The sequence below is a fragment of the Sulfurospirillum sp. hDNRA2 genome, from assembly GCF_024206095.2.
Lineage (GTDB): Bacteria > Campylobacterota > Campylobacteria > Campylobacterales > Sulfurospirillaceae > Sulfurospirillum.
In genome coordinates this window covers 1,579,825-1,606,657 of sequence record NZ_CP159800.1, presented here as the reverse complement: position 1 = coordinate 1,606,657, position 26,833 = coordinate 1,579,825, and the positions used below count along the sequence as shown (strand labels likewise).

The following is a 26,833-nucleotide window of genomic DNA, read 5'->3' as shown; positions in this document are numbered from 1 at the left end:
CCATGAAAGCGCTTAGGTTTATACTCAGCGGCAAAACAGCATGTTTTAGAAAACCTGATGTGAATGTATTTGCCTATTTTACGTACAACAACATTCATAAGCCTGCACTTTTGGGAATGCTTGGAGCTATCATCGGACTTGGTGGGCATAATCAGTTGTTTGATAAAAAAAAGCGTTTAGAGGTTGAGCTTAAAAACTCAAAAGGTGAAGAGAAAAAAATTGTGGAAAAAAAATTACAAGAAGTAGATAAAGAGCTTCCACAATTTTATCAAGAGCTTCAACATTTTAAAATAGCTATTACACCACTTGCACCTTCTTCTAATGGCTATTTTAATAAAAAAATTCAAACCTTTAATAATTCTGTGGGTTATGCTTCCGATGAAGGAAACTTGATTGTTCGTGAGCAGTGGCTTGAAAATCCTGTGTGGCAGATACTGATACTAGATGATGGAAGTGACGTTTTTCAAAAGATTAGCGAGTATCTTTTGGGAGGTAAGTCGGTTTTTATACCTTATCTTGGTAAAAACGACCATCCTGCAAAGATTGCTGAAGTGAAAATAGTTGAGCTTTTACCGTTTATCAAAGAGCAAAAACTGTTTTCACTCTTTGAAGAAGATAAACTAAAAATTGCCAAATCTCCTTCACGTGGAGAGCCATCGTACTTCTTTAAAGAAGTTTCGCCCATTCGTCTTAATGAACAACATCATTTTTATGAGTATGCAAATCTGGTATTTACAAATCATAAAATTGAAAATGAAAATGTTGAAGATGTTTTCTCATATGAGGGCAATAACTATGCTTTTATCTGATTTTGGCATAGATGAGAGATTTTTTGCACACACAAGAGGAAGCGATAAAGAGACACTATCAGCGCATCTTAGTCTTACATGTAACTATTATCAAAAGATTGTTACATGTAAGAACCTTGCACCATTGATTGATGCCATTATTGAGCAGATTGATAGTAAAAATGCCTTATTAATTAAAGAGATGTTTGAAAATGCGATTTTTTTACATGATTTAGGTAAAAAAAATCCATGCTTTCAGGCAAAAAAGATGTTAAATTCTCTCTTTAAAGAGCATCTAAATTGTGGTGATAGCTCGCATTCTAATAGGGGTACTTTAGAGTATATTCATTATTATTTGCCCGTTATTAATCAAATAAAAGATGACAATACTTTTTTTAGATTGACATATATTCTTTACAATTTTGCCTATCATATTGACAAACATCACGGATATTTGGGTAGTATTGAGACGTATTGTTGTAAAACACAGAAAGAACGAGATGAACACGTTGATTTTAACAATATCAAAAATCAAATAGACGATTATTTAGACAAAAAATTTGAATTTTACATCCTCAACAAACTCCTTTTTTCGCTCCTTGTTTCCAGTGATTATTACGCTACAACTGATTACATGTCTGGTTTAAAAACCGACGATTTTGGAGTGTTCTCAAACTCCAAGAAACAGAAGCTTACGGAGCTTTTTTCTACCTTTACATGTAAACTCAAAAGCGATAAGGGAATTAACAAATTACGAAGCGAAATGTTTCAAGAAGCAGAGGAAAATCTGCTCAAAAACTTAGATAAAAACATCTTTTACCTTGAAGCTCCAACAGGAAGCGGTAAGACCATTACTTCTATCAACTTAGCGTTAAAACTTTTAGAACACCATGAGCATCTCAATAAATTACTCTACATCTTTCCGTTCAATACGCTCGTTGAGCAGACAAAAAACGTTTTTGATGACATCTTTAAAAATGAATTGTCAATCGAAGTGATTAACTCGATAACGCCGATAAACGTAAGTGAAAAAGACCAAGAAGATACAGAAAGCAAGTACGAAAAATCATACGTCAATCGACTCTTTTTTCATGCGCCAGCTATCATTACTACGCATGTGGCACTGTTTGATATTTTCTTTGGTACATCTAAAGAAGACAACTTTCCCCTTTGGCAGTTGGCAAACAGCGTCATTATCCTCGATGAAATACAAAGTTACAATAACCATCTTTGGTGGTACATGGTGGAGTTCTTTGATAAATATGCGAGCTTGCTCAATATGAAAATTATCATTATGTCAGCGACACTGCCTAAGCTAGATTTTTTTCTTGAAGAAAAAAACAATTTTGTTGCGCTTATCGGTGATGAAAAAAAAAGAGATTTATTTCAAAATGCACTTTTTAAAGATAGAGTAAAAATCAATTTTTTACTTGATAAAACTGAAAAAATGACGATACCAAAGTTAGTTGAGTTATTAAAAGAGCAACCCAAAGAGAAAAAAATACTCTTTGAGTTCATCAAAAAGCAAAGTGCGAGAGAGTTTTACAACGCCATCAAAGATGAGTTTGAAAATGTGTGCGAACTCAGTGGTGACGATAACAAAGCGTACCGACAATATGTCATCAACAAAAGTAAAAATGAGCCTCTCATCATCGTCGCAACACAAGTCATTGAAGCGGGTGTTGATATAGATATGGACATCGGTTTTAAAGATATTTCGACCATTGACAGTGAAGAGCAGTTTATGGGGCGCATCAATCGTAGTTGTTTAAGAGAAGGTATGGTTTACTTTTTCGATATGGATGATGCTGAAAAAATCTATCGAGGCGATAATCGTCTAGGGTTAGATTTGAAAACGCCAAAGTACCAAGATATTTTAAAAAACAAAGAGTTTGATGTGTACTATGGCGAGGTTTTAGAGAGAATCAAAACCGATAAATCGAAGTTTAAATCTGGTTTGATGACAAGCCACAATTACTTTGAAGAAGCTATCAAAAAACTCAATTATAAGAAAATCAAAGAAGAAATGACATTGATTAAAAGTGATACATTTACGCTTTATTTTCCGTTTCAAATTGATATAACGCTTTATCAAAATGTTAAAGAGTTTGATGGCTTAGATGAGTGTTTTCAAACGGACGGGAAGCTTGATGGGCACAAAGTATGGAATGCTTTTATCGAACTCAATGAGATTGAGGGATTTGCAGAAAAAGAGGTGGCAAAGTCTCACATTTATGCACTTATGCAATTTTTTACTTTCAATATTTTGAGATTTAATGATAAATATGTATTACCTCATTACGATGAGGAAAAAGGTGGTATTTATCTTGTAAAAGATTATGCAGAATATATTACTGAAGATGGCAAATTTAATAGAAAAAAATATCTAGGTTTGAAAGACGATATTTTTCTATGAACAACATCACAGGAACCCTCATCAACTACTATTTTCATTGTCATACACAGTGTTGGCTTCACGCCAATCGCATCAACCTTGAAGACAACAGCGAGGATGTGCGCATCGGGAAAGTGTTGCATGAGATTAGCGAAGAGAAAGCTCAAAAAGCCGAAGTGAAGATAGACAATGTCAAGATCGACAAGCTCACCAAAGAGTACCTTGTGGAGCTCAAAAAGTCCGACTCCGACCCCGAAGCGGTGAAATGGCAAGTGTTGCTTTATCTGTACAAACTTAAAGGCAAAGGCATCGAGCGCAAAGGCAAAGTCGAGTACCATGAAAAAAGTCACAATACCAAAAGCGAGATACTCGAATTAACCGAGCAAAACGAACACGAGCTTTTGCGTGTTTTAGAAGCCATTACACAGCTCATCAATGCCGAAGTTCCACCGCCACCTAAGTTTGAAAACAAATGCAAAAAATGCGCTTATTTTGATTACTGTTTTATATGAGGTAACATGGCAAAAAATCACACACGCTACATCTTCTCGATGGGCGAACTCAAACGCAAAGATAACTCCATCGCCTTTAGCAACGAAAAGGGCAATTTTTACCTGCCCATCGAAGAGACGAGGGAGCTTTATTGTCTCAACGAGGTGAGTTTCAACACGAAGTTTTTGGACTTCATCGCTAGGGCTGGCATCACGATGCACATCTTCAACTACCACGGCAACTACAGCGGCAGTTTTTACCCCAAAGAGTATCTCATCAGCGGCGATTTGACCATAAAACAGTCTTTGAGTTTTGTCAATGAACGCTTAGTTATCGCCAAAAGCATCGTCTCCGCCATCGCTCAAAACATCCACGAAGTGTTGTACCACTACTACCGTCACGACAAAAAAGAGCTCAAACCGTATCTGGATTGGTTGAAAAACGATGTGCCAACACTCTTACATGTAACGATGAAAGTCGAGCAAATTATGTTCGTTGAAGGGCAGATTTGGAGTCGATTTTACGACAGTTTTAAGTACTTTTTACCCGAAGATTTTGTGATGAACAAGCGTGTCAAACGCCCACCCGATAACCCCATGAACGCACTCATTAGCTTTGGCAACACGCTTTTATACACCAAAACCATCGCTTCCATCTACCACACGCATCTCAACCAAGCCATCAGTTTTCTTCATAGTCCAAGAGAAGGGCGGTTTAGCTTGAGTCTGGATTTGAGCGAAGCGTTTAAACCCGTCATCGTTTTTAAAACCATCTTTGATCTGGTCGGACGAAAGAAACTTCAAGTGCTCAAACACTTTGACAAATCCCTAAATTACGCACTTTTAAACGAAGAGGGCAAGAAGATTTTCATTGATGCGTTTGAAGAACGCATGAACGAAACATTCTTACATGTAAAGCTTAAACGCAAAGTCTCCTACAAACATTGCCTCAAACTAGACGGCTACAAACTCATTAAAACCATCGTCGAAGGACGAGAATTTACGCCCTTTTTGCTCAAGGAAAAGATGTGAAAAAAGACACGACCAATTACAATTATGTCTTTTTGTTCTACGACATCGCCGATGAGTTTAGTGAAGTCGGCAAATACCGTGTCGCCAAAGTCTTTAAAATCTGCAAAAAATACCTCAAACATCACCAAAAGTCCATTTTCAGAGGCAACATCACCCCTGCCAACCAAATAAAACTTCAAAGCGAACTCAAAAAAGTGATTGATAAAGAGATAGACTTTGTGACAATCATTAAGATGCTAACATCGGGAAGCTTCAGCGAAGAGACGCTAGGCAACCCAAAAAAGGAGAGCGAAGGAATTTTCATCTAATTTTCCAACCACAGTTTAGTCTTTTTTAGGCGAAAAGTTGCTAAAATAGGGCGTTAAATCGCCTTTTTGATCTTTAACAATTCATTGTTAATTTTAATTGGAAAAAACGACACAAATGGCTATTTTGTGGGATAGTGCTTTTTGAAAAGTCCCATAATCTAGCCCCTCAGACCGACACAAGATTTGTATTTAAACTTTTTTAAAAATTCAGCAGTCAAAGCGGATTTAATCCTCAGACCGACACAAGATTTGTATTTAAACTTTACTTTTTGCTGTTTTTTTATCGGTTCATTCCACTCAGACCGACACAAGATTTGTATTTAAACAACAATCTTGGGCTCCTAATGATTCTACGCGTCAACTCAGACCGACACAAGATTTGTATTTAAACTTTTGATGTTTTCTTCTTTATAGTCTAGTTTTTTTTCCTCAGACCGACACAAGATTTGTATTTAAACTGAGTAAGAGTCAGAAAAATAGGCGTTAAATCAAGATCTCAGACCGACACAAGATTTGTATTTAAACAGAATAGAGTTACCCATTTGAGTTGTGGCTTGTCCTCTCAGACCGACACAAGATTTGTATTTAAACTCTAACAACACCAACCAATCTATGCAATGCGATCTCCTCAGACCGACACAAGATTTGTATTTAAACCGCCTTTAGGTTTTTATTTTAAACTTATTAGTGAAACTCAGACCGACACAAGATTTGTATTTAAACAGCGTTTGATCTTCTTGGTACTTATTTCTCTTTTACTCAGACCGACACAAGATTTGTATTTAAACCGGACAGTATAACATAGATGAAGGTGAGTCAGGGTGCCTCAGACCGACACAAGATTTGTATTTAAACAATCTTGAAAAACCGGTTAACTCCCCCATCCGTGCACTCAGACCGACACAAGATTTGTATTTAAACCCGGTTTTGCTGTGGGAGGTGTTATGCACGTAAACTCAGACCGACACAAGATTTGTATTTAAACAACGCTTGATGGACTTGTCGGAAACGTTGCGATTTCTCAGACCGACACAAGATTTGTATTTAAACCTTGCTGTTTTATCCCAATTTGTACCAGTTGCAACTCAGACCGACACAAGATTTGTATTTAAACTAGCACCATAGTACGCAGGGCTTATCTCGCCTAATCTCAGACCGACACAAGATTTGTATTTAAACATCAACATTAGCGACTATCGGAATAGCGCAAGTAATCTCAGACCGACACAAGATTTGTATTTAAACGGCGTATCGGTAACTATAACTGTTACACCGTCTTTCTCAGACCGACACAAGATTTGTATTTAAACTAATAAAAAAAGTGTTTATTTTTTGTGCAGTGTTACTCAGACCGACACAAGATTTGTATTTAAACTTTACATTAATAGCGCAAACATCGCTAAAACTTTTACTCTCAGACCGACACAAGATTTGTATTTAAACTTAAGAATGAACTCTGCAACTTGATTACCAATAAGCCTCAGACCGACACAAGATTTGTATTTAAACCACTTGACTATTCCTAAGAACTATTACGGCTTAGCCTCAGACCGACACAAGATTTGTATTTAAACAGCGTATTAATGCCATCATTTACTTTTTGACCTAACTCAGACCGACACAAGATTTGTATTTAAACAATAATCGCCTTATCACATAACTACGTAAATAAGACTCAGACCGACACAAGATTTGTATTTAAACAGAATTCGAAGGATACAGCAAAAAGGTAGAAGAGCTCAGACCGACACAAGATTTGTATTTAAACTTAATTTACTTGGCGGTGGGTTGCTTGGTAGCGTAACTCAGACCGACACAAGATTTGTATTTAAACCAAAACACTTCTATATCTTGTTTCACTTTATTGTGTCTCAGACCGACACAAGATTTGTATTTAAACAGTATAAAATGTGTTTATTTAAATTATGCTATAACTCAGACCGACACAAGATTTGTATTTAAACAGAGTCTACATTTTCGCTTAACGGCATTACGCCAGCTCAGACCGACACAAGATTTGTATTTAAACAAAGAGTTATATAATTCTAAACTTTCGCCTTGCCCACTCAGACCGACACAAGATTTGTATTTAAACATGCGATGTGCAAGGGTATGAATTTACGGCTTTACTCAGACCGACACAAGATTTGTATTTAAACATACTTGCATCTATAAAGCTAAAGGTAACACCACAACTCAGACCGACACAAGATTTGTATTTAAACGATGACTACTGCCATGAGATTGAACTCAAAGAGCATCTCAGACCGACACAAGATTTGTATTTAAACAAGAAGAGGATAAACAAATTTACAAAGATCAGGAAACTCAGACCGACACAAGATTTGTATTTAAACAAGATGGCTACTCCTGCATCTACAAGAAGGCAAAATCTCAGACCGACACAAGATTTGTATTTAAACTACGCGGACGTACAAATGCAAATGTTTAAAGACGACCTCAGACCGACACAAGATTTGTATTTAAACTAAAAAATTACAGAATTAGGAAATTTTGTAAGAACTCAGACCGACACAAGATTTGTATTTAAACTGGAAATGAGTTCCCCATTTTTATTTTTTCGCTCACTCAGACCGACACAAGATTTGTATTTAAACTTAACATTAAAATAATGTGTCTTGTTGTTTGTTTCCTCAGACCGACACAAGATTTGTATTTAAACCGGGACGAGCTTATTTATAAGCCCCGAAATGTCCGCTCAGACCGACACAAGATTTGTATTTAAACGGCATAGCACCGCTAATATTCATATTAGCAGAACCGCTCAGACCGACACAAGATTTGTATTTAAACTGACTTTTTTTGTAATTACCGTAACGGATAACCTCTCAGACCGACACAAGATTTGTATTTAAACACTTAAACAAGGTAGTCGAACAATTGTAAATCAAACTCAGACCGACACAAGATTTGTATTTAAACTTCATTACACGGATACAAATACTGTTGAAGCGACTTCTCAGACCGACACAAGATTTGTATTTAAACCGAAAAAAACTTCAGAATGACATATCCACAATTCAACTCAGACCGACACAAGATTTGTATTTAAACGGCGACAAAGTAGAAGTCAGAACGGACTGGACAAACTCAGACCGACACAAGATTTGTATTTAAACTCGCGAACGTATTGACAAACGTGGTAAGCGTATCCTCAGACCGACACAAGATTTGTATTTAAACTTTTAACCCCCAACATCATCATCGATTTAAGAAACTCAGACCGACACAAGATTTGTATTTAAACACGAACATAATGTCTCCGTCTTCCAAAAACGGCGTCCTCAGACCGACACAAGATTTGTATTTAAACCTTGCGCCCATTATCGCAGGGCTATGGTACAAACCCTCAGACCGACACAAGATTTGTATTTAAACGGCGTTAGCTTCTAACAATAGTGGGGCGGGTGCTCCTCAGACCGACACAAGATTTGTATTTAAACTAGTGCATTTGCTGCGCTTGTAGCTCGATTTCTTCTCAGACCGACACAAGATTTGTATTTAAACGTCGGAAGAGGTTTATAGGTTGCAGGGTATTTACTTCAGACCGACACAAGATTTGTATTTAAACATAGTTGTTTCAGGCTTTAAAATGATAATTTCTCTGCTCAGACCGACACAAGATTTGTATTTAAACTTCGCGCTAGAATCGTCTATTGTTTGAGTAAGCGCGCCTCAGACCGACACAAGATTTGTATTTAAACCTCTTTTTTCCACTATGTCTGACTTCAATAATTCTCTCAGACCGACACAAGATTTGTATTTAAACTCGAACGCATCTAGCGCTGCTTCGGCTCCGATTTGGCTCAGACCGACACAAGATTTGTATTTAAACAACTATATCTAACGTCTTCGTCTATTTACATAACTCAAACCGCTACTCGTGTTTGATGTACGCCTTTGATGTTTAAAAGCGGGTTTTCAAATCGAAAACGGCGGGTGCATTTTTGAAAAGTATTTATGGCTCAGGCTGGTGTTGCCTTCGGCTAAAGAGAGTAGATTTTCGATGAGGGTTTGCAGGGCTTGGATCTCTTCGAGTTGCACTTCTAAGATACGACGGTATTCTTCATTGGAACGTTCTCTTCTCAAGGCTATTTCGATCTCTCCTCTCATAATGGTCAGGGGTGTTCTAAGCTCGTGGGAGGCTTGGGTATTAAACGCTTTAATCGCGGTAAATGAATACTCCAATCGCTCTAGCATCGCGTTAAACGCGGTGGCGAGTCGGTTGATCTCATCGTCGTTTTCGTGCGTTACGATGCGCTGAGAAAGTTCTTTCGCGTTGATTGTTTGCATGTTGTGAAGCATCGCTTTAAGCGGTTTAAAATACCGACCGATCAAAAAATATCCGCCAAAACTTGAAAGCACAATGCTAAAAGGGCTCAACAGCCACACCGTGTTTAAAAAGTGCTCGATCGCCTCATGCGTTTGGATGACGCCTGAAATATTTTCGCGAAGATTGTGCTCGACATTGATGTAAAGCGCGTAATTGAAACCGGCTAAAATAAGGCTCTGAATCAATAAATACCACAACAGCAACTTTACTTTAATCGGCATGCTCTGCCTTTATAAGTCGAATAATAACGACTTCGCTGGGTGCTTTAAAACGAAAATCAAAGCCCCAACTGCCATACCCCGTTGTCACAAATATCTGCGTTTTGTCTTTTACATGTAAACCGTGGAGGTAGGGTTGAAAAAGCCTCACGATGTAGCCAAACGGGTAAATCTGCCCGCCGTGCGTATGACCGCTTAGTTGCAAATCGATAGCAAACGTGTGTGCTAAACGAATATCTTTGGGCTGATGGGCAAGTAAGATGGAAGGAATCTTTGCATCCAGCTCACCAAACAGCTTCTTTGGGTCTCGTTTGATGCCAAAATAGCGGCTATACGCATCGCTTAGCCCGACAAATTGAAGTGCTTCATCGCCACGTTTGAGAGTGATAATGCGGTTGTCTAAAAAGATAAATCCAAGCATCTCAATTTCACGCGCTAACTCTTTACATGTAAACAAAAGATCGTGGTTGCCGCTCACAAAATAGACAGGGTGTTTGATGTGACTGAGACGTTCGAGTTGGGCGCGTATGCGTGCTGGATTGGCATCGAACAGATCGCCTGTGAGTGCGATCATGTCGATCTCCAGTTCATTGATTTTATCGATCAACTCTTCAAGCGCAGGCAAGGGTGTTTTAGCGTTTACATGTAAATCGCTCAGATGCACGATGGTAAAGTTTTCAAACGAGGAGGGGAGGTTTGTGATGCCAACCCTAAGACGTTTAAAATTCAGCCGTGTATACGCTTTTTCAAACATTAGTGCGCCTCTTAATTTTTCGCCAAAGTCAGGTCATAAGAGATGACAACTTCATCACGCACGCTTAAAAAAAGAAGGGTTGGAGGCTCGATGCCAAACTCACTCATCTTGATGCTAAAACCGCCTTTGAGTTTTAAAAGATCGTTTTGGTCGGTTATGTCGGCTTTAGTATTGATCTCTTTGGTCTGTTTATTGAGCGTGAGAAGACCGATAAGGTGGTAGCCGTCAGATTCTTTACTCACCTCTTTGAGTTGGAAAACCGTGCTTGGATGTTCTTTTACATGTAAAGTCTCATACATATGCTCATCGCGTTTGTCATTTTCACTCTTAAGATTTAAAAGATCGAGTGAAATGTCGCCTTTAAGGGATTCTATGGCATCGTCCATACTGAGTTTTGCCTCAACTTGAGAGCTTTTTGGGTTGATATTGCTATCACCTAAGATTTCCGTTTGAGCGCCAATGGTGCCCTCTTTAAAGCTGAGCTCTTTGGCATACATGCTACCGCAAAGCAGTGAAGCGCAAAGCAGTGAAAAGGCGATTTTAGTAAACATTGTTGATCCTTTTTTGAGAAGTTTGATATAGAAAGTTATAGATTTCGGCGCACAAAAGCACACAAATAAAGATAACACCAACATAGGTGTAGCCGCCAAGCGCGCTAAGGAGCCCGCCACCGCCTGCGATCCAACCGGTAAACACCATGATGACCCCAAGCAATCGTAAATTGCCAAACTTTGAAAGACGTTTAAGAATAACAAAGTTGTAGTACGAGATCACAAACGGATAGATCATACTTAACAGCACCGCTTCGCGCGCCGCGTAGAGCATGTAACTGAGTGCAAACAAAAACGCGATGATAAAGGAGTGATGCTCCTTTAGCGTGTCACGAAGCAAATAGGCTGAGCCCATTCCTACCAAGTGAAAGACTAAAATGATGTGCCATGTCTCCGCTCGCCAGATGGAGATGTCGCTCGTGCGTGAGAGTGTTTCAAATAGATTTGAATCCAAATACGCCCAAATAGACATCGATAAAACCGCGTAAATGCTCAAACGCTCAGGCGCAATCTCTTGCTCAAGAGCTGGTAAACGGTGAATAAAAAAGCTACATGTAAAGGCAATGAGTGAGAGCGCAATAGCAAGATTGCCCCGTAAAATAGGCTCATACGTAAAAAGAGCCGTAGCCAGTGCATAAGTAATGCCAAGCGCTATGGCAATTTCGGTGTAGCGACCTTTGGTAAATTTAATCAAAAGCGGTGCGCTCATACCCAAACTGACGCCAAGAGCACCTAAAACCACCAAATTTAACGAAGGGTAAAAGAGTGAACAGAGCGCTTGAAGCCCCACAAAAAAGATGATTTTTTTCTGGTCGGTATTGAGCCAGCCAAACGAACGGTACACCAGCAAACTTCCTAAAATTCCACCGAGCGGAAGGGTAAAGAAGGCTTGGATGTCGGAGTGAAACACTTCAATAATCCCTGTTTGTGCGATGAGCAAGTAGTAGCAAAACTCACTCGCAACAAAGAGAGTAAAAAGGGCATTAAACATACAGTCTCCTTTGTAATTGGGATGCAAACATAACGTAAATGGAGGCAAACACAAGGTCATACACAGCGATCAGCATCGCTTCAACCCCCAACTGGTGCGAAAGATAAAGCGATAAAAACATAGCGGAGACGACAATGCGATTAAACGCGCTTATTTTGGCGAGCATAGGCGCATATAAGGGCTGAAGCAGACCAAAAAGATGCAAAATGCCCGTCGTTGTCATAAAGGCAAACACGACATACTCGTACTTGCCTTCAAAGCCAAATCCTAAAAGTGGGTACAAGGTCGCGGCAAAGGCAAATAAAAAGATGCCACCCAGTGCGTCGGAGAGAAAGCCTGTGAGATGGTAGAGCCTAAGAGCGTCTAGTTTCTCAACATTGAGTCCAAGTTGTGGGTAGAAAAAGCCAATGCTCACGAGGATGATAAAGAGACCGCAGAGCATTCGAATCGTCCATAAAAGATGAATATCTGCTTGCAAAAAGCCCGCTTCCATCAGTCCTGCCATCGAAAGGGCGATCAGCATCAGCGTAAAACCAAGTGTGTAAAAAAGGCTAAACGAGCGTTGGTTGAGCTTTTTAAGGTAGGGCGAAACGACTGCCATTGCCATAAAAAAGATACCCACACCCATAGCAATATGTGCATGCGCTACAACGAGGTCATTGCGGTGAAATAACCAGCGAATGGAAGGGATAAACAAGATGTTTCCCTCTATGTCCACAAATAAAAACGAGTAGACTGAGATGGTCAAAAATGGGTTGTTTTTAAACGTAATGTTCGCATCTCTCAGCCATTTGATAAGCAAAGGCACAAAACAAAGCGTTAGGTACTGAAAAAACCACTCTTGGTTGTAGCTAAGATCACCGATAAAAATGCGGTGCGCAACCGAAGCAATGTAGCCAACCAATGGAATGATCCACATTGCGTGATATTTCGCAACAAACGTCTCTTTAGCATGCAGTTTAATGAGCAAGTAAAAAATAGGAATCAGGGTAAAACTCATACCCAAAGTATTGTCTCCATGCGGTCCTTGAATGGTCTTTTCCACTTGCCCGATAACTGGATTCATCAGCACCAAAAGCGCTATGGGTGAGGCGATGACAAGGTATAACGAGACTTTGATCCACAATGGAATGACCTTGTACGCTTTAATGTAGTCATAGAGTGCTAAGATGTAAAAAACACCCGAAAAGGCAAGAATGAAGTTGAGCTCATATGCAAAGTCGTAAAAGACCAGACCTCGATGCACGCCTAAAAGAAGGCTGATAGTCATAAAGACCAAAAAGATGCACCAAAGGGTAAAGTAGATTTTGAGCTTTTCAAGCCCTTTTTCACTGTGGACATTCTCTTTTTCCATCAAAACAAACGGCAAAAAGGAGAGCATCAACGGCACAAAACCATAGAGCATCAACGAGACATGTACACTTCTTGCATTGACCGCTGAGAGCGTGGAAGAGGGCAGAAAGTAACCCAAAAGGTTGAGCGAATACTCAAATCCAAAGGCTAAGCCAAGCACTAAAAAGAGTGCGCCTATCGCAAAGGCTTTTTGTATAAAACTAGAGAATTTTTCCATCTTTTACCTCGATAATTTTGTCTGCATACGTCGATACATTGCGGTCGTGCGTCGCGATGATAAGGGTCGTGCCACTTTGGGAGAGCGATTTGAATAGCTCATAGATATTTTGCGAATTGTGTGAGTCTAGGTTGCCTGTCGGCTCATCGGCAAAGATAATTTTAGGTGAGTTAACCAGAGCCCTGACAATGGCGGCACGTTGGCGTTGACCACCCGAAATCTCATCGGGGTATTTGCTTTTAATCGCTTCGATACCACATTGCTCAAAAAGCGTGTCGATGTAGGGGCTTTTTTTGTCAATGGCGGCAAGCTTGATGTTTTCCAAAATCGTTAAATACCCGATGAGGTAGTGAAACTGGAAGATAAACCCAATCTCTTTTTGACGAAATGCGTCGATGTCTTTAATGAGCGCGTACGACTTCTCCTCAAAAAACAGCTCGCCTTTAGTAGGGCGTAACAAGGATGAAAGAATAGAGAGTAGAGTGGATTTTCCACTGCCACTCTCCCCCACGATGGCGATAAACTCGCCACGTTTCGCTTTAAAATTGACGTCATCGAGAGCTAAGTCATTTTTGTAGTAATGGGTAATGCCACGTGCTTCAAGTATCATAATGCACCCCTTTGAATCAGGATGATCGGATCGATCTTTGAAGCGCTATAGGCTGGAAGCAGCGCGCCTAAAAGCGCCATGAAAAGGGAAAAACCAAAGACCGTTGCAATCGTCTCGAAGCTAAGCTCACCGTTCACATAGCCTTGAAACTTCTCAATATGCGCGATCATAAACAGAAGCACTTTGGAGAAAAGAAGAGCCGAGAGAAAGCCAACGCAGGTGATGATAAACGTCTCACCCACGACCATCGTCATGATGAAATTAGATGACTTACCGATGGCTCTTAAAATGCCAAACTCACTGCGACGTTCGTTAATCGTAATGCTGATGAGGCTCGCAATCCCAAGCAGTCCCATCAAAAATGCCACGGCACTAATGACGTTGGAAGAGGTTTCGATGATCTTAAACTGATTGTAATTGTCCACAAATTCATGGGTGGTTTTCGCCTCAATGTCAGGGCTAATCGCGTTGATATGCTCTATCAGCTTCTCCACATTCGTGTCTCGCTTGATGCTGACAAGCAAGATAGACGCGTCTTTGTTGAAAATGGCACTGGCATCCCAACGGTTTAAAACCGCCCCACCATCTTCAAAGCCGACACCGTTTTCAAAGATGCCTGAAACAGTAAATGTTTTATTTGAAATGGAGATAGATTTGGGTGCATGCAGGCGTGCGTTGATGTTTTTACCTAAAATGACTTCGCCTTTTTTTGGGTAAGCACCCTCCGTGAGCGCATAGGTTTTAAAGCGGTTTTCACTCACCCCGTAAATCGCAGCGATGGGAAGGTCATTGATAGGACTTGCCCCTAGAATGATCGCGTAAACCTCTTTCACCCCTGCAATCGTTTTGATGGTGTCGGCAAGAGACGCGTTCACATCGCTGAAAAAGGTATCGGCGATTTTAGCTTGCGTGACGATGATGTCGCCCTCGGTTTTGAGCATCGTGGAGTACATGCCGATGATACCCCGTGAAATCGAAGTGATCATAAAAATCGCCGTAATTGCAACGGTAATGCTTAGGTAAATGAGAAACGTTTTAAAGCGGTTACGATTCAGCGCTTTAAAGAAAAGTGAAATCAAAACGACCCCTTGTTTTATATTTGTGACAATTTTAGATAAATAAGATGAATTGAGTATGAATTACCTTTACATGTAAAAGAGTTAAAAGCTAGTTTGACGTACAATGAGGCAATTATGAAGATGAGGGCACGCCATGAAAATCATTGTGTTAGATACCGAAACCACGGGAATGTTTGAAAAAGATCGCATCTGTCAGCTCAGTTTTTTGGTGCTGAATGAAGAGTTTGAGATCGAAGAGGTGCATGACGCGCTGTGCAAGCCGCCTTTGCCCATCTCCTACGAAGCGATGGCGATTCACCACATTACCCATGAAATGGTTGAAGGCGAGCCTGCATGTGTTCAAACCAAAGCATACAAAAGGCTTCTAGAACTCAATTCGCCTGCGAACATCCTCGTCATTCAAAATGCTGCGTTTGACCTTAATATGCTTGCCAAAGAGGGTTTTGCTTCGCAGATGAATCTCATCGACACTTTTCGTATTTTGCGTGCGCTTTACCCCAACGATGGCTCGTTTAGCTTGCAATTTAAACGTTACCAATGGGGACTCTACAAAGAAGAAGAGGGAATCGCCAAAAAGCTTAACATCACCATCAAAGCACACGACGCACTCGGCGATGTCATCGTACTCAAACACCTCTTTGAACGACTGTGCGAAGAACACTCCATGCCCAAAATGATCCTGCTCTGTTCTGAACCCATCATCCTCAGCCACATTCCTTACGGCAAAAACAGAGGCAGAAAGTTCATCGACGTCGCCAAAACCGATCGCCAAGACCTCCACTATATGCTAAATTCCAACGGACTCGACGAAGACATGAAAGCCTCCATACTCCACGCCCTCGAATCCACCAAAGATGACATCACCCTCACCATCGGCTTTGGCAAATACGCAGGCAAAACGCCTCTGGAAGTTTTAGAGTGTGACCGAAACTATCTTGTGTGGATGGTGACTAAGATGGATAATCTGAGTGTCGAACTGAAAGAGGCGATAGAGAAGGTTTTGGTTTCGTATCCGTAGGTTTTACATGGAAAGGATAAAAATGGGATTTCATATTAGTAGTCATTTTGATAAAAATGATAAAAATGTTAATAATACTCAGGAGTTCTTTGAAAGTTTTCTTAATGCTTTTGCCGAAGAAGCATTAAATTTTTATGAGTGCTGGGGCTTACTTCCTTTTACTTACAGTGAAAAACAAGTAAATTCTATAATTGTTCCATCAATTCACAAAATAACAAGGAATGTGTGGCTTGAACAGCCGTTTAAGATAGGAACTGAGCAAAGATTTTTAGATATAGCTACGGTTTATAATAGTGATATCTATTTAATTGAGCTTAAACATTCATGGAATAGTAAAAATGATAGTATTGCTAAGAGAACGGATAAAGAATGGGAAACTGCTATTGATCAAATTGCTACTCTTAGACGAAGTAGTGTAAAACAATTTGTAAATCATAAAGATTTTAATATATATAAAATAGCATTAATGGTAATGCCAACATATCTTACTAATAACTTACAGCATAGTATTTTAGAACAATCTGCACAACAATATGCTCAGAATATTTTTATGAAATACCAAGAATATCGAAGTGAAAAATATCGTGCAAATTATGTTTCAACATGGAAAATTGATGAATATAATAATTATACCCATGAGTATGCTAGGGGTAAACAAGTTTTCCCATTTATTTCATTTATTGCAAAAATTGACAAAATTTTTGATTGATAAATTAAGAAAGATAATTCTAGTGAACAATCAAAGCTAAGAGAATAACAAAATAAGAGGACAGTCCACTTCACAAAACAAACGGAATAATTCTTTTCGTTTTGAGCCTATAGTTTTGGTACTCACTCGACTGCTCCACCCACAACGCCTCCTCTTTTTGAGCTTTCAAAAACAGCGTTACCACTAAAAGCACATAGATAAAAAGACTCAGCAACGTAGGCTTAGAAACCACAACCCCAAGCATCATCACAAGCACGGAAAAATACATAGGATGCCTGATGTAGCGGTAGGCTCCTGTAGTGATAAGTGCGGCATTTTGTTTGATTTCGGGGGTGATGTTGAAGTTGTTAAGGGTGTTGTGTTTGAGTGCATAGATCCCGAAGGCACTGCCTATCAAGAAGGTGAGTAAGGCTAAGGTGCTGGGTGTGTACAAGCCGTGGTTTATGGCGAGGATTGTGATGAAGATGAATTGCAACGATACGAGAAGGTAATAGTAACTTTTTGAACTCATTGATTTTCCCTTTCAAAAATTTCCACCAAACTGCTCAAAAATACTTTTACATGTAAATCATTTTCTATTTCAATGCGCTCTTTTACTTCAAGAACAATGATGCGCATAGCTTCGACACATTCATCATAAAGCGCTAGCGCCTCATTGGTATTTAGCTCACAACTTTCTTTGCCAAAACGCAATAAAAACGCTTTGCTCCACCATTTTTTACTTCCCAAAAGATGCAAAGCAGGGATGTCTTTTTGAATGTAGAGTGTCGTACAGACGACATCATACGCAGGTGCAAGCCAAATGTCGTGTATGTTTTCATAAAGTACACCAAAGTTTTTGAGGTGCGCATCACCATTTTGCACGAGTGTGTTGATGACCATCATTTTGAAAAAGTCTCGTAAAGCCTTTTTTTTGTGTTTGGATGAGACAAAGGTTTTGATGCTTTTGGCGATGTGCTCGTAGGAGCCTTCATATTTTTCATCGGCTTGACGTGCTTGAAGGACACACATATCTTCAAAACCTAAGTAGCTGCCATCGTCTTTGATGTCAAAGCGTTTCATGATGAAGAGCTTGTTGTCATCGGAGAGGTAAAACTCAGGCACTTCTATGCCAGAAAGTTTTACAACTTTCATGCAATAAAATTCGTTGAGCGCTAAGTGTGGGTACTCATCTCCCCATGACTTGACGATGTACTCTTGCAGTGGCAAGGTGATTTTGTCGCGCACTTTGGCTAAGACTTTGGGTTGTACGCCACTCAGCGGTGAATTAAGAGCAAAACGGGCTACGAGTTCATCAAAGAGTGTTTCACTTTTTGGGTGTAGGAGTGCGTCTAAGCTGAGGGTTGTTTCTTCTTGTGTGTCATCTGCTTCGTATGTGAGCCTGCCTTTGATGCTGTGTGCCATAAGATGAAGGAGTCCGAAGTCATCGGTTTTGGTGATTTTTGAGAAATGTTTTTTAATGATGGAAAGCAGATACCCCTCGGGCAAGTGCATCTCAAAAATGGGGTGGAGTTTTGGGTTTACATAACTCTTCGTTCGTACAGGCATACTGAGTGACACAAAAGCATCTTGATTATCGGTTGTGTAGTCAAAGATGTATTCGTTATTTTCAAGAAGGATAGTGCCTGCTTTTTCGCTAGAAACTTTTACATGTAAACTATCTTTCATCTCTTAGCTCCTCAAAAGTTGGGAAGGGAGATTTTTCTTTACATGTAAGCTCGTACCCTAAGTAGTCAAGGATGTGAAGTATCTTCTTTATGCCAACATCGGAACTTGTGCCGTTTTCAAGGGAACTGATGGTCGCGCGAGAAATAGAAAGATCACGAGAGAGTTGTTCTTGTGAGACTTTTTTCTCTTTACGAAGCTGTGCAACGTAGGCTCCAAACTCTTTTAAGTCCATGTTTTTCCTTGACTAATATTTTAGACATTTTATAACTTTAAAGTATAAATGTCAAATATATTAGTCAAATAAGTTTTACATGTAAACCCAAAAACCCTCTAACACACCAAACTAAAATGGTGCAACAGCGGGCATTTGGAAAAGAGGACGACGCCTTTTTCGGACTTGTTTTCGGAGACGATAAGGTTATCTTCGATGAGGTCGTTTAAGACAGCATTGATTTTGGCTTCGCTTGGGAAGATGTTGTAGCCGATGAGTTGTTTGTAAGCGTATTCTTTGGCTTGTTCGAACGTGTAGGCGCGTTTGTAGGTGCTCGGGAAGTAGTGGACGTTGTAGGCGATGGAGGCTTTTTCCAAGGCGTGTAAAAAGGCTTTGACTTCAACGCTGGGATTGGCGTGGTATTCGGGGGCGTTGTGGGCGATGAGCAAAAGGTCGAGCAAAGAATTGTGACGGTATCTCTTCCAGCCGACGAAAATTCCAAGCGAGCGGGTTACGTTTAGCATCGCTTCAATGTCGCGTTGCGTGCTGAGGGCGGGCGTCATAGAAGCAAGGACGATGTCGTAGACTTCTTCGGACGTAAATGCACTCCAATCGGCGTGTTGAAGCCTCACGGAGACGTCGGTATCGAGTGCTTCGCTTTTTTCATTGATGATTTTGAGCATATCGCACGAAAGATCAAGTGCCGTGACATGGGCTTTTTTGAGCGCAAGAGGAAGCGCAAACGTCCCCGTTCCGCATCCTATATCTAAAAGTGAATAGCCCTCAAAGCCGATGCCTTGATTTTCGATCCAGTTGAGAATATAGTTGGTGTCTTCGGAAAAATCGTTTGGTTGCAAAGCATGCTTGGACGCACGACTCCAAAGCGCTACATGTGAACTCATCGAGCATCCTTTTTATTTATATATTTAAAAATATAACGAAATTTCCTTTAAAAAAACTTCTGAGCCGCGACGCTACGCTTTACGCAACAATGCACGACTTCGTTACGCCTTTAACGTCAGTTCTTTTTGCGCGGCGTAAAGCAGTGTTTGAAAGTCGTCGAAGTAAGCGTATGCGCCTTGTTTTAACGTTTCTTGATCGTCGCGTGCGTAACGGTCGTACACAATGATCGCGTCGATGCCCGCATGGCGTGCGGCTTCGAGTCCGACGAGGGAATCTTCGATAATTAAACACTCCTCCGGCGTGACATTGAGCGTCTGCATGACGTGATGATGGACGTGCGGGTGCGGTTTGATGCGACTAACGCTTTCACGCCCGAGAATCATCGCAAAGGTTTCGGCAAAATCGACCTTTTGCATCATCTGAGAATTTTCGTACATGTATGTATGAAGATTGCTCTGTGAGGTCGTACTAGCGATGGTAAGCGTTAAGCCTTTTTCGCGAAGAAAATGCAACAGCGCAGGAGCGTCGGGCTTAAAATCGATAACGTTTTGAAGGTAATGCTTGGCAATGCGATACCGCATCGCGCGAATCTCTTCTTTCGAATAGCGCGCGTTATAGGCTTTTCGCAGCGCATCGCAATACTCCAAATAAGCGTCTTGCGTATGACTGAGAGCGTGTAAAAGCGCATCGCGTCGGTGTTGAATCGCACACTCGTTCGGTGCTTGTGCGCCCAAAGCATTGATAAGTTCGGCGTCGACGGCATTCCAAATACCGACCGAATCGATAAGCGTACCGTCCATATCGAAAATAACGACTTTTTTACCGTCAAACATGAGTAACTCTTTCAAAAAAACAAAGCAGGAGCGTCACTTTTAGCAAAGCCTTGTAAAGCGCGTTTCGCGTTATTAGGAATTTTAATGTAACCGAAGTATAGCGTAGTTTGGAAAAGAGAAAAACGCTCGAATCGGGCAATTCGAGCGTTTGGTATTTCAAGTGGTTAGGTTTTCTAAAAAGGAGGTATTGTCTTGGTATCGAAAGTATAGAAAAAAAGATTAAACGTTTTGCTAACCTTTTTTAAACTATAAGTAAACAAGAACCGTTTTGACGCGTGTGACGATTCTTTAACATGTCAGTGTAAAATTTATCTTAAAAAATTTTATTATAAGATAAAATCAGATACTATTTTTTCGCCTTTTGTGATCAACGCTTGATGCAAACGAAACTTGTGATATAAAAGATAATAGCTATGAACGAGTATAACCCTTTAGAAATTTTATCGGATAAAAAGGTTCTGTGCGTTGAAGACGAAGAGATTATTTTAAACAATATCGTCGAATCTTTGGAGCTTTTTTTCGGTAAAGTCGTCGGCGTGAAAGACGGGCTTGAAGCCTTGGACGAGGCTTTGGGAAACATCTACGACGTCTTAATGCTCGACATCTCGATTCCGCATATCGACGGGCTTGAAGTCGTCAAAAAAATTCGTCAAGTGAATAAAAAAATTCCGATTATTATTCTTTCGGCGCACACCGAACAAGAGTACCTTTGGCGTGCGGTGGAACTCAAAATTACGCGTTATTTAACCAAGCCGTACGACAAAAACAGTCTTATCAAAGCATTGGAAGAAGTGGCGTTGGAGCTGGTGGATCATCGTCCGAGTTTTCAAATCAGCGCGGAATACACGTATGATTATTGCCGTAAAACTTTATCCTGTCGCAACGAGACGATCCACCTTTCCAAAAGTGAAAGCCGCCTGCTCGAATACTTTTTAAAACGACCTAATCAAACGATTACGTATGAACAGCTTTTTGAGTACATGTGGGAATTTGAACAGCCGAGCAAAGAAGCCCTCAAGTCGATCGTGAAAGAGTTGCGCAAAAAGATCGATAACGGATTTATCAAAAATTTGTACGGTGTCGGGTACGTGTGTGAGGTATAATTTTAAAATCATCATCGCGCTTTTTGTCGTGCTCTATGCGATTATTACACTTTTGTTTTTCAACTTTTACCGCGAACTTGCGATGAAAGACGCCAGACAAGAGGCGTTTTTCGTTTTGGATACGATGAATGCGATTCGCGACTACGTTTCCGTGGTACAACGTCCGCTTATCGAAGAACTCAAAGAAAAAAAGATGCTTGCGCGCGATTTTTTTGACCCGAGACTCCTCTCGTCAACCTACATTACGCGTTCGATTTACGATATACAGCGTTTAAAAAAGAACATCAACTACGATTATAAATTGGTCGCATACAATCCGCTCAATCCCGCACACGAGGGAAACGAGTTTGAAAATGAAATCCTAGACGACTTTAAAGAGGGCAAGTATCAGGAGTATTCACGGATTATTCACGAAAACAATGCACCGTATTTTTTCGTCGGATTGCCGATTCGCAATTCGGACACTTCGTGTATGCAATGCCATACGTCCAATAGCGCGCCCAAGCGTATGATTGAGCAGTACCACGTCATTCCCTCGTTTGATAGCAAAGTCGGCGACGTCATTGCGATGATTACGTTTAAAATCCCCGTTTTTAGTATTTTAACGTACCACGTTAAAGAGTTTATGGTGGGCGGAGCGGTCATGTTTATCGTCTTTGTCGTGTTTATTTTGTTTTTGTATAAAATCTACCGTAGCGAACTTCGCTTACAGGAAAAAAATAAGATGCTGATGATGAGTCAAAACCGTCTTGCGTCGATGGGAGAGATGATCGGCAATATTTCCCATCAATGGCGTCAGCCTTTGGCACAAGTCAGCTCGATCTTAATCAACCTCGAATTGCACAGTGAAAAAGACAAGTTAACCAAAGAAAAACTCACGCAAAAAATCAAAGAAGCCAGCGAACAGCTCTCGTTTATGTCGCATACGATCGACGATTTTAAAAACTTTTTTACACCGAGTACGACCAAACACGAATTTAGCGCGCAAGAGGTCGTCTCGCAAGCCAAAAGACTACTAAGTGCCTCGCTGGAAAAATACGCGATCGACGTTCAAGTCGAGATTCAAGACAATTTTATACGTTTGGGGTATCGAAACGAGATCGTTCAAGTTTTGATTAATATTATGAACAACGCTAAAGAGGCTTTTTTGGCGAACGTGCCCGAACGACAAGAGCGCATTATTCGTATTCGCGCTTTTCTTGCCGATACTATACCGATTCTTACGATTGAAAACAATGCCGGAAATATCGATGCAAGTTTGATCGGGACGATTTTCGATCCTTACGTGACGACGAAAGAATCCGGTAGCGGACTCGGACTTTACATGAGCCGTATGATTGCCGAAAAAAACGGCGCATCCTTACGCGTGGACAATACGGATGATGGCGTTATCTTTACAATTATCTTTTAATTCTTCTATTTAACATACATTTAATACTTCCCCCTTTTCCCCCCTTTTTTAGTGTTACCATTCCCTTGAAGCATTTGTGCTGGTTAATGCTTTAATTGCTCGAAAGCGCATGTGAAATTTCCACGATTCATACGCGAAAAAGAGCGGTTTAGGTTGGTCTGTTTCAAAGGAGGAAACATGAGAAATTGGGACAAAGTGTTACTGGGTTTATTCATGTGCACGAGTATCTTTGCCGTCGGTGCAACCAGTGCCGCCGCCATGGAAGGCATGCAGATGACTAAGGAAGCGCGCGAGATTATTGCTCACGCGAAGGGAACGAAAGAGAGCCGAGGCGTCATTTCGTTGCAAGATTATATTGTCGAAGAGCAAGCGATGTACGACTGGCTCTTTAAAAATCACCCCATTTTTACCAAATACGGCGGAAAAACGGTCGGTAAGATGGTCGTAGGCGATCGCGGTCACGAGTGGATCGAAGAGGGACACGGCGTCGATTTTTCCAAAAACTCTAAACGCAGCGGCGGTGAGGGTTTGAGTTCGATGATGTATCGGGTAGCGCGTAATTCAACGCTTGCGTATCCTAACAAATTCATCGGACCTGAAAAATGCGGCGAGTGCCATACTGCGCAATATGAAGCTTGGAGCAGATCACGACACTCGTCCACAATACGTTTCCCGGGCGAACACCCTGAGGTCAATAATAAATTGAACGATCCCGTTTTTGACAGCGACACGGCATCGATTTTACCGCAAGGTATCACACCCGACGTTATTTATTGTACCGTAGGACACCTTAGAACAAAAATGGGCTTCTTTGATGCATGGTTATTACGTGGAACATACCATGTCGAAGGTGGTTTACTCAAAAACGGTACGGGTCAAATCACGGCCGGAGCAAACCAATGGCAACGTACGTGGGCGTACAACCTAACGCCTGAAGTCGCGAAAAAGATTAAAAAATGGGTTCCCGAGTTCCCCGTAACGCTTCAAGAATACGGCGATAACGGCGGATACGTCAGAGGACTTGCTTCTTATGCGGCGAAGTATAAAAAAGAGATGTCGTTCCAAGCATCGACTTCGTATTGTGAAGTATGCCACCCTTGGAAATTCGATTTTAAAAACCAAGGCGAATTTTTTGCGGCTTTAGGTAATGCCAAAGAGCTTCAAAAACATACGATCTCCAAAGGCGTTTCATGTGAAGAGTGCCACGGAGCGGGCGGTCACTTGGAAGGCGGTTCGGGCTTATTGATCTCTAACTGCGAACGCTGTCACCAACGCTTTAGCTACAACCCCGATTTGATGAAAAGCAATCCGCTTAACGTCGGTAAACCCGACCTAGCATTGAGTTCAAAATTCAAATCCATGGGACCTGGATGCGGAACCGAAGGTGCTCAATCGTACTTTACGGCGCACTACTTAAAAGGAATGCGTTGTTCTACATGTCATGATCCTCACGACGTTACGGGTGACGTTTCGGGTGAGAAAAACGTTAAAGGTACGAACTATAACGCCAACCAAGGTTACTTGAGTTCGTTCTATACGAAACCGAAACTCAAAAAAGAGTGTGCGGATTGCCATAAAGAGCAAGCGTATATTCACGCCAAATCCGATACGCACAGTAAAAACAGTTGTGCAACGTGCCATATGCCGTTCTTGATGAGTTGTGAAAACTTCTATGCGATCCAATTCCAAGACCAAGCGGGCTTTGATACGCAACGTCGTTCACATATCTGGAAAATCGAAGTCGATCCGAAAATGAAAACGATGGTTGCAAGCTCTGCCGCAACAGGACCTCGTGATACGAAAGATTGGCATTTCGATAGAAATAAAGACGGACGTAACTTTGTCGACTTGATGTGGGCGTGCGCTCGAACGACATGGGCGGATAAAGAGCAAGTCGAGGCAAAAGGATGTCATAGTCCGATTAACTCTGAATTAAAAGAGACCTTACACTTCAAAGACCAAAAACAAGTCTACGATGAAGTTATGGGCTGGCAAACACCGGTCAAAGACCAGTTTACGCAAGTCAAAGTCGGTATCCAAGGGCTTTATGCAATGCTTGAAGTCAAAAAATTGGCACCGTCCGATAAAGCTCGCGTTTACGAGTTGATCGAAAAAGCGCAAGAAACCGTTGATTTAGTGGAAAAAGACGGTTCATGGGGCGTACACGGATTTAAATATACGAAACAAAGACTCGATGCAGCGGTTGAGTATATTAATGAAGCGCAACGCGTCATGAAAAAGAATCTCTAAGCAGGTGTCGCGTTAGCGACTTTATCATGGGCCAAGCTCGCTTGGCTCATGAATTTTTACGGTAAAAGGCATGATGATGAGTAGTAAAAAAATCTCTATTGGGTTGTTTGTATTTATTTGTTTGGTATCAAGGGGTTTTGCGGTTGAGCTCAAAACGGATGTTCAAAAAGAGTCGTACAGTATCGGCGTTTCGACGGGTTCTTATATTTCGAATCAACTCTTTGAACAATCCGAGCTCGGCGTTAAGGCAGATGTTGAAGCATTGATCGACGGTTTCGTCGATGCTTTAAAGAAAAAGCAAAAACTTTCAGACGAAGAGATTATTACGTATCTAAACAATCGAGCAGAGGGTTTAAATAAAATCAGCCAAGAGAGATTTAACCAAGAGCTCAATAAAAATTTAGAAGAGGGTAAAAAATACCTTGCAAACAATGCCAAGAACAAGAAAGTCGTTACCACGAAATCAGGCCTTCAGTACGAAATGTTAGCGGAAGGTAAAGGCGAGAAGCCTAAACCTGAAAGCATTGTGATGATCAATTATAAAGGAACGTTGCTCAACGGTACGGTGTTCGACGACACCTATGCGCGCAAAACGCCGGCTCACCTTTCGATGGTCAACGTCATCGACGGTTTACAAGAGGGTTTGATGTTGATGCGCGAGGGTGAAAAAGCCAAATTGGTTATTCCAAGTGAGCTTGCGTACGGTAATGCGGACGTTCAAGCCATTCCTGCCGGATCGACGGTCGTTTTTGAAGTCGAACTCGTCAAAGTGCTTAAACCGGGCGAATTGAACAATAGCGCAAAACCGCTCAGCGAAGAGACGAAGAAAGAGTTGACGACGACGGACAAAACACTCAAGAAACAGTAGAGGTTCGTAGTCACACAAAAAGGGGAGACGAGAATGGAACAAGATGAGAAAAGAAGAAATTTTCTAAAGTATTTAGGTGCGAGTTCCGTCGTAGTAGGCACCATCGGGCAAGGTGTCTTAGCGGAAGAACAAGCGCAAACGTCAAACGAAGGTAAGAAACCCCATTACGGGATGATTTTCGATCAAAACAAATGCGTCGGTTGTACCGAGTGTGAAGTCGCATGTCACAAAATAAACGCCGTGCCCCAAGGTCAAGCAAGGCTTTACGTGCAAAATAAAACCGATCCTGCGACGCCGATGGAAAAACGTTATGTGCGCGTTTCGTGCCAACAATGCGAAGATGCGCCGTGCGTGAACGTATGTCCCACGAAAGCCTGTCATCGAGACGAGAAAACGGGCATCGTGACGATGAACGCCGACGATTGTATCGCATGTAAGTATTGTATCGTGGCGTGCCCGTACGACGTTCGTTTTATCAATCACGAAACCAAAGCGGCGGAGAACTGCAATTTTTGTTTCAATACGAATTTTGCGAAAAAACAAGACCCCGCATGCGTGCAATCGTGCAAGTATAAAGCATTGGTGTTCGGCAATCTGAACGATCCGGATTCGTACATCAACCAAATCTTACATGTTAAAGATGCGGTACGTATGAAACCGACGTTTGGAACCAAACCGAGCTTGCGTTATATTCCCGTTGTGAAAGTAGGAGTTTAAT

The 26,833-nt window shown here is 41.1% G+C and carries 24 protein-coding genes and 1 CRISPR repeat array; of the genes, 12 read left to right on the top strand and 12 right to left on the bottom strand.

Annotated features, from left to right (window positions below):
• Positions 1-2 precede the first annotated feature (2 nt).
• From cas5 to cas2, 5 genes are read left to right on the top strand one after another with little or no spacing between them, the layout of a single operon-like run.
• Complete coding sequence (cas5, locus tag NL930_RS08085) at positions 3-809, top strand: CRISPR-associated protein Cas5 (RefSeq protein WP_254376310.1); 807 nt, start codon at positions 3-5, stop codon at positions 807-809.
• Positions 796-3,204, top strand: coding sequence for a CRISPR-associated helicase Cas3' (cas3, locus tag NL930_RS08080; protein ID WP_254376308.1), 2,409 nt, complete (start codon positions 796-798; stop codon positions 3,202-3,204). The genes cas5 and cas3 overlap by 14 nt, the downstream gene beginning before the upstream one ends.
• On the top strand, positions 3,201-3,695 hold the full coding sequence (cas4, locus tag NL930_RS08075) for a CRISPR-associated protein Cas4 (protein ID WP_254376307.1): 495 nt from the start codon (positions 3,201-3,203) through the stop codon (positions 3,693-3,695). The genes cas3 and cas4 overlap by 4 nt, the downstream gene beginning before the upstream one ends.
• Positions 3,696-3,701: 6 nt before the next feature.
• On the top strand, positions 3,702-4,706 hold the full coding sequence (cas1b, locus tag NL930_RS08070; protein WP_039675947.1) for a type I-B CRISPR-associated endonuclease Cas1b: 1,005 nt from the start codon (positions 3,702-3,704) through the stop codon (positions 4,704-4,706).
• Positions 4,703-5,014 carry a CRISPR-associated endonuclease Cas2 gene (cas2, locus tag NL930_RS08065; RefSeq protein WP_025344303.1) on the top strand — a complete coding sequence of 104 codons (312 nt, stop codon included), beginning with the start codon at positions 4,703-4,705 and terminating at the stop codon, positions 5,012-5,014. Before cas1b ends, cas2 begins: the two co-directional genes overlap by 4 nt.
• A gap of 165 nt (positions 5,015-5,179) precedes the next feature.
• Positions 5,180-8,870: a CRISPR direct-repeat array (repeat unit 30 nt; unit sequence CTCAGACCGACACAAGATTTGTATTTAAAC).
• A gap of 86 nt (positions 8,871-8,956) precedes the next feature.
• Here cas2 and NL930_RS08060 read toward each other — a convergent pair.
• Genes NL930_RS08060 through NL930_RS08030 form a run of 7 tightly spaced genes read right to left on the bottom strand, consistent with a single transcriptional unit; the run spans position 8,957 to position 15,141 of the window.
• Positions 8,957-9,589, bottom strand: coding sequence for a histidine kinase dimerization/phospho-acceptor domain-containing protein (locus NL930_RS08060; protein ID WP_039674758.1), 633 nt, complete (start codon positions 9,587-9,589; stop codon positions 8,957-8,959).
• Positions 9,579-10,340, bottom strand: a complete 762-nt coding sequence (locus NL930_RS08055; RefSeq protein ID WP_254376306.1) for a metallophosphoesterase — start codon at positions 10,338-10,340, stop codon at positions 9,579-9,581. The genes NL930_RS08060 and NL930_RS08055 overlap by 11 nt, the downstream gene beginning before the upstream one ends.
• Positions 10,341-10,351: 11 nt before the next feature.
• Positions 10,352-10,891 carry a YceI family protein gene (locus tag NL930_RS08050; RefSeq protein WP_254376305.1) on the bottom strand — a complete coding sequence of 180 codons (540 nt, stop codon included), beginning with the start codon at positions 10,889-10,891 and terminating at the stop codon, positions 10,352-10,354.
• A complete protein-coding gene (locus NL930_RS08045) occupies positions 10,881-11,882 on the bottom strand; it encodes a hypothetical protein (RefSeq protein ID WP_254376304.1) in 1,002 nt (333 codons plus the stop codon). The genes NL930_RS08050 and NL930_RS08045 overlap by 11 nt, the downstream gene beginning before the upstream one ends.
• On the bottom strand, positions 11,875-13,452 hold the full coding sequence (locus tag NL930_RS08040) for a cbb3-type cytochrome c oxidase subunit I (RefSeq protein WP_254376303.1): 1,578 nt from the start codon (positions 13,450-13,452) through the stop codon (positions 11,875-11,877). The genes NL930_RS08045 and NL930_RS08040 overlap by 8 nt, the downstream gene beginning before the upstream one ends.
• A complete protein-coding gene (locus NL930_RS08035; RefSeq protein ID WP_254376302.1) occupies positions 13,436-14,062 on the bottom strand; it encodes an ABC transporter ATP-binding protein in 627 nt (208 codons plus the stop codon). The genes NL930_RS08040 and NL930_RS08035 overlap by 17 nt, the downstream gene beginning before the upstream one ends.
• On the bottom strand, positions 14,059-15,141 hold the full coding sequence (locus NL930_RS08030) for an ABC transporter permease (RefSeq protein ID WP_254376301.1): 1,083 nt from the start codon (positions 15,139-15,141) through the stop codon (positions 14,059-14,061). The genes NL930_RS08035 and NL930_RS08030 overlap by 4 nt, the downstream gene beginning before the upstream one ends.
• Positions 15,142-15,274: 133 nt before the next feature.
• Between NL930_RS08030 and NL930_RS08025 the strand changes: the two genes are divergently transcribed.
• The gene (locus NL930_RS08025) at positions 15,275-16,159 is read left to right on the top strand and encodes a 3'-5' exonuclease (protein ID WP_254376300.1); all 885 of its coding nucleotides are present in this window, start codon (positions 15,275-15,277) and stop codon (positions 16,157-16,159) included.
• A 22-nt stretch (positions 16,160-16,181) separates the two neighbouring features.
• Entirely contained in the window at positions 16,182-16,868 is a 687-nt protein-coding gene (locus NL930_RS08020) for a hypothetical protein (RefSeq protein WP_254376299.1), read from the top strand.
• 70 nt (positions 16,869-16,938) lie between these two features.
• Here the strand turns inward: NL930_RS08020 and NL930_RS08015 are convergent, their stop codons facing one another.
• The 5 genes from NL930_RS08015 to NL930_RS07995 all read right to left on the bottom strand — a co-directional run bounded on the left by NL930_RS08015 (position 16,939) and on the right by NL930_RS07995 (position 20,483).
• Positions 16,939-17,379 carry an isoprenylcysteine carboxylmethyltransferase family protein gene (locus tag NL930_RS08015; RefSeq protein WP_254376298.1) on the bottom strand — a complete coding sequence of 147 codons (441 nt, stop codon included), beginning with the start codon at positions 17,377-17,379 and terminating at the stop codon, positions 16,939-16,941.
• On the bottom strand, positions 17,376-18,536 hold the full coding sequence (locus NL930_RS08010) for a type II toxin-antitoxin system HipA family toxin (RefSeq protein ID WP_254376297.1): 1,161 nt from the start codon (positions 18,534-18,536) through the stop codon (positions 17,376-17,378). The genes NL930_RS08015 and NL930_RS08010 overlap by 4 nt, the downstream gene beginning before the upstream one ends.
• On the bottom strand, positions 18,526-18,768 hold the full coding sequence (locus NL930_RS08005; RefSeq protein WP_060826133.1) for a helix-turn-helix domain-containing protein: 243 nt from the start codon (positions 18,766-18,768) through the stop codon (positions 18,526-18,528). The genes NL930_RS08010 and NL930_RS08005 overlap by 11 nt, the downstream gene beginning before the upstream one ends.
• A 98-nt stretch (positions 18,769-18,866) precedes the next feature.
• Positions 18,867-19,649: a class I SAM-dependent methyltransferase gene (locus NL930_RS08000; protein WP_254376296.1), complete on the bottom strand. Its 783-nt coding sequence runs from the start codon at positions 19,647-19,649 to the stop codon at positions 18,867-18,869.
• A gap of 102 nt (positions 19,650-19,751) precedes the next feature.
• Complete coding sequence (locus NL930_RS07995) at positions 19,752-20,483, bottom strand: HAD family phosphatase (RefSeq protein WP_254376295.1); 732 nt, start codon at positions 20,481-20,483, stop codon at positions 19,752-19,754.
• A 413-nt stretch (positions 20,484-20,896) separates the two neighbouring features.
• Here NL930_RS07995 and NL930_RS07990 point away from each other — a divergent pair, with 413 nt between their 5' ends.
• The 5 genes from NL930_RS07990 to NL930_RS07970 all read left to right on the top strand — a co-directional run bounded on the left by NL930_RS07990 (position 20,897) and on the right by NL930_RS07970 (position 26,832).
• Positions 20,897-21,586 carry a response regulator transcription factor gene (locus tag NL930_RS07990; RefSeq protein ID WP_039674738.1) on the top strand — a complete coding sequence of 230 codons (690 nt, stop codon included), beginning with the start codon at positions 20,897-20,899 and terminating at the stop codon, positions 21,584-21,586.
• Positions 21,576-22,997, top strand: a complete 1,422-nt coding sequence (locus NL930_RS07985) for a DUF3365 domain-containing protein (RefSeq protein WP_254376294.1) — start codon at positions 21,576-21,578, stop codon at positions 22,995-22,997. Before NL930_RS07990 ends, NL930_RS07985 begins: the two co-directional genes overlap by 11 nt.
• A gap of 177 nt (positions 22,998-23,174) precedes the next feature.
• Positions 23,175-25,247, top strand: coding sequence for a cytochrome C (locus NL930_RS07980; RefSeq protein WP_254376293.1), 2,073 nt, complete (start codon positions 23,175-23,177; stop codon positions 25,245-25,247).
• Positions 25,248-25,323: 76 nt separating this feature from the next.
• Complete coding sequence (locus tag NL930_RS07975; protein ID WP_039674732.1) at positions 25,324-26,115, top strand: FKBP-type peptidyl-prolyl cis-trans isomerase; 792 nt, start codon at positions 25,324-25,326, stop codon at positions 26,113-26,115.
• Positions 26,116-26,148: 33 nt separating this feature from the next.
• A complete protein-coding gene (locus tag NL930_RS07970; RefSeq protein WP_254376292.1) occupies positions 26,149-26,832 on the top strand; it encodes a 4Fe-4S dicluster domain-containing protein in 684 nt (227 codons plus the stop codon).
• The last annotated feature ends 1 nt before the right edge of the window (position 26,833 follow it).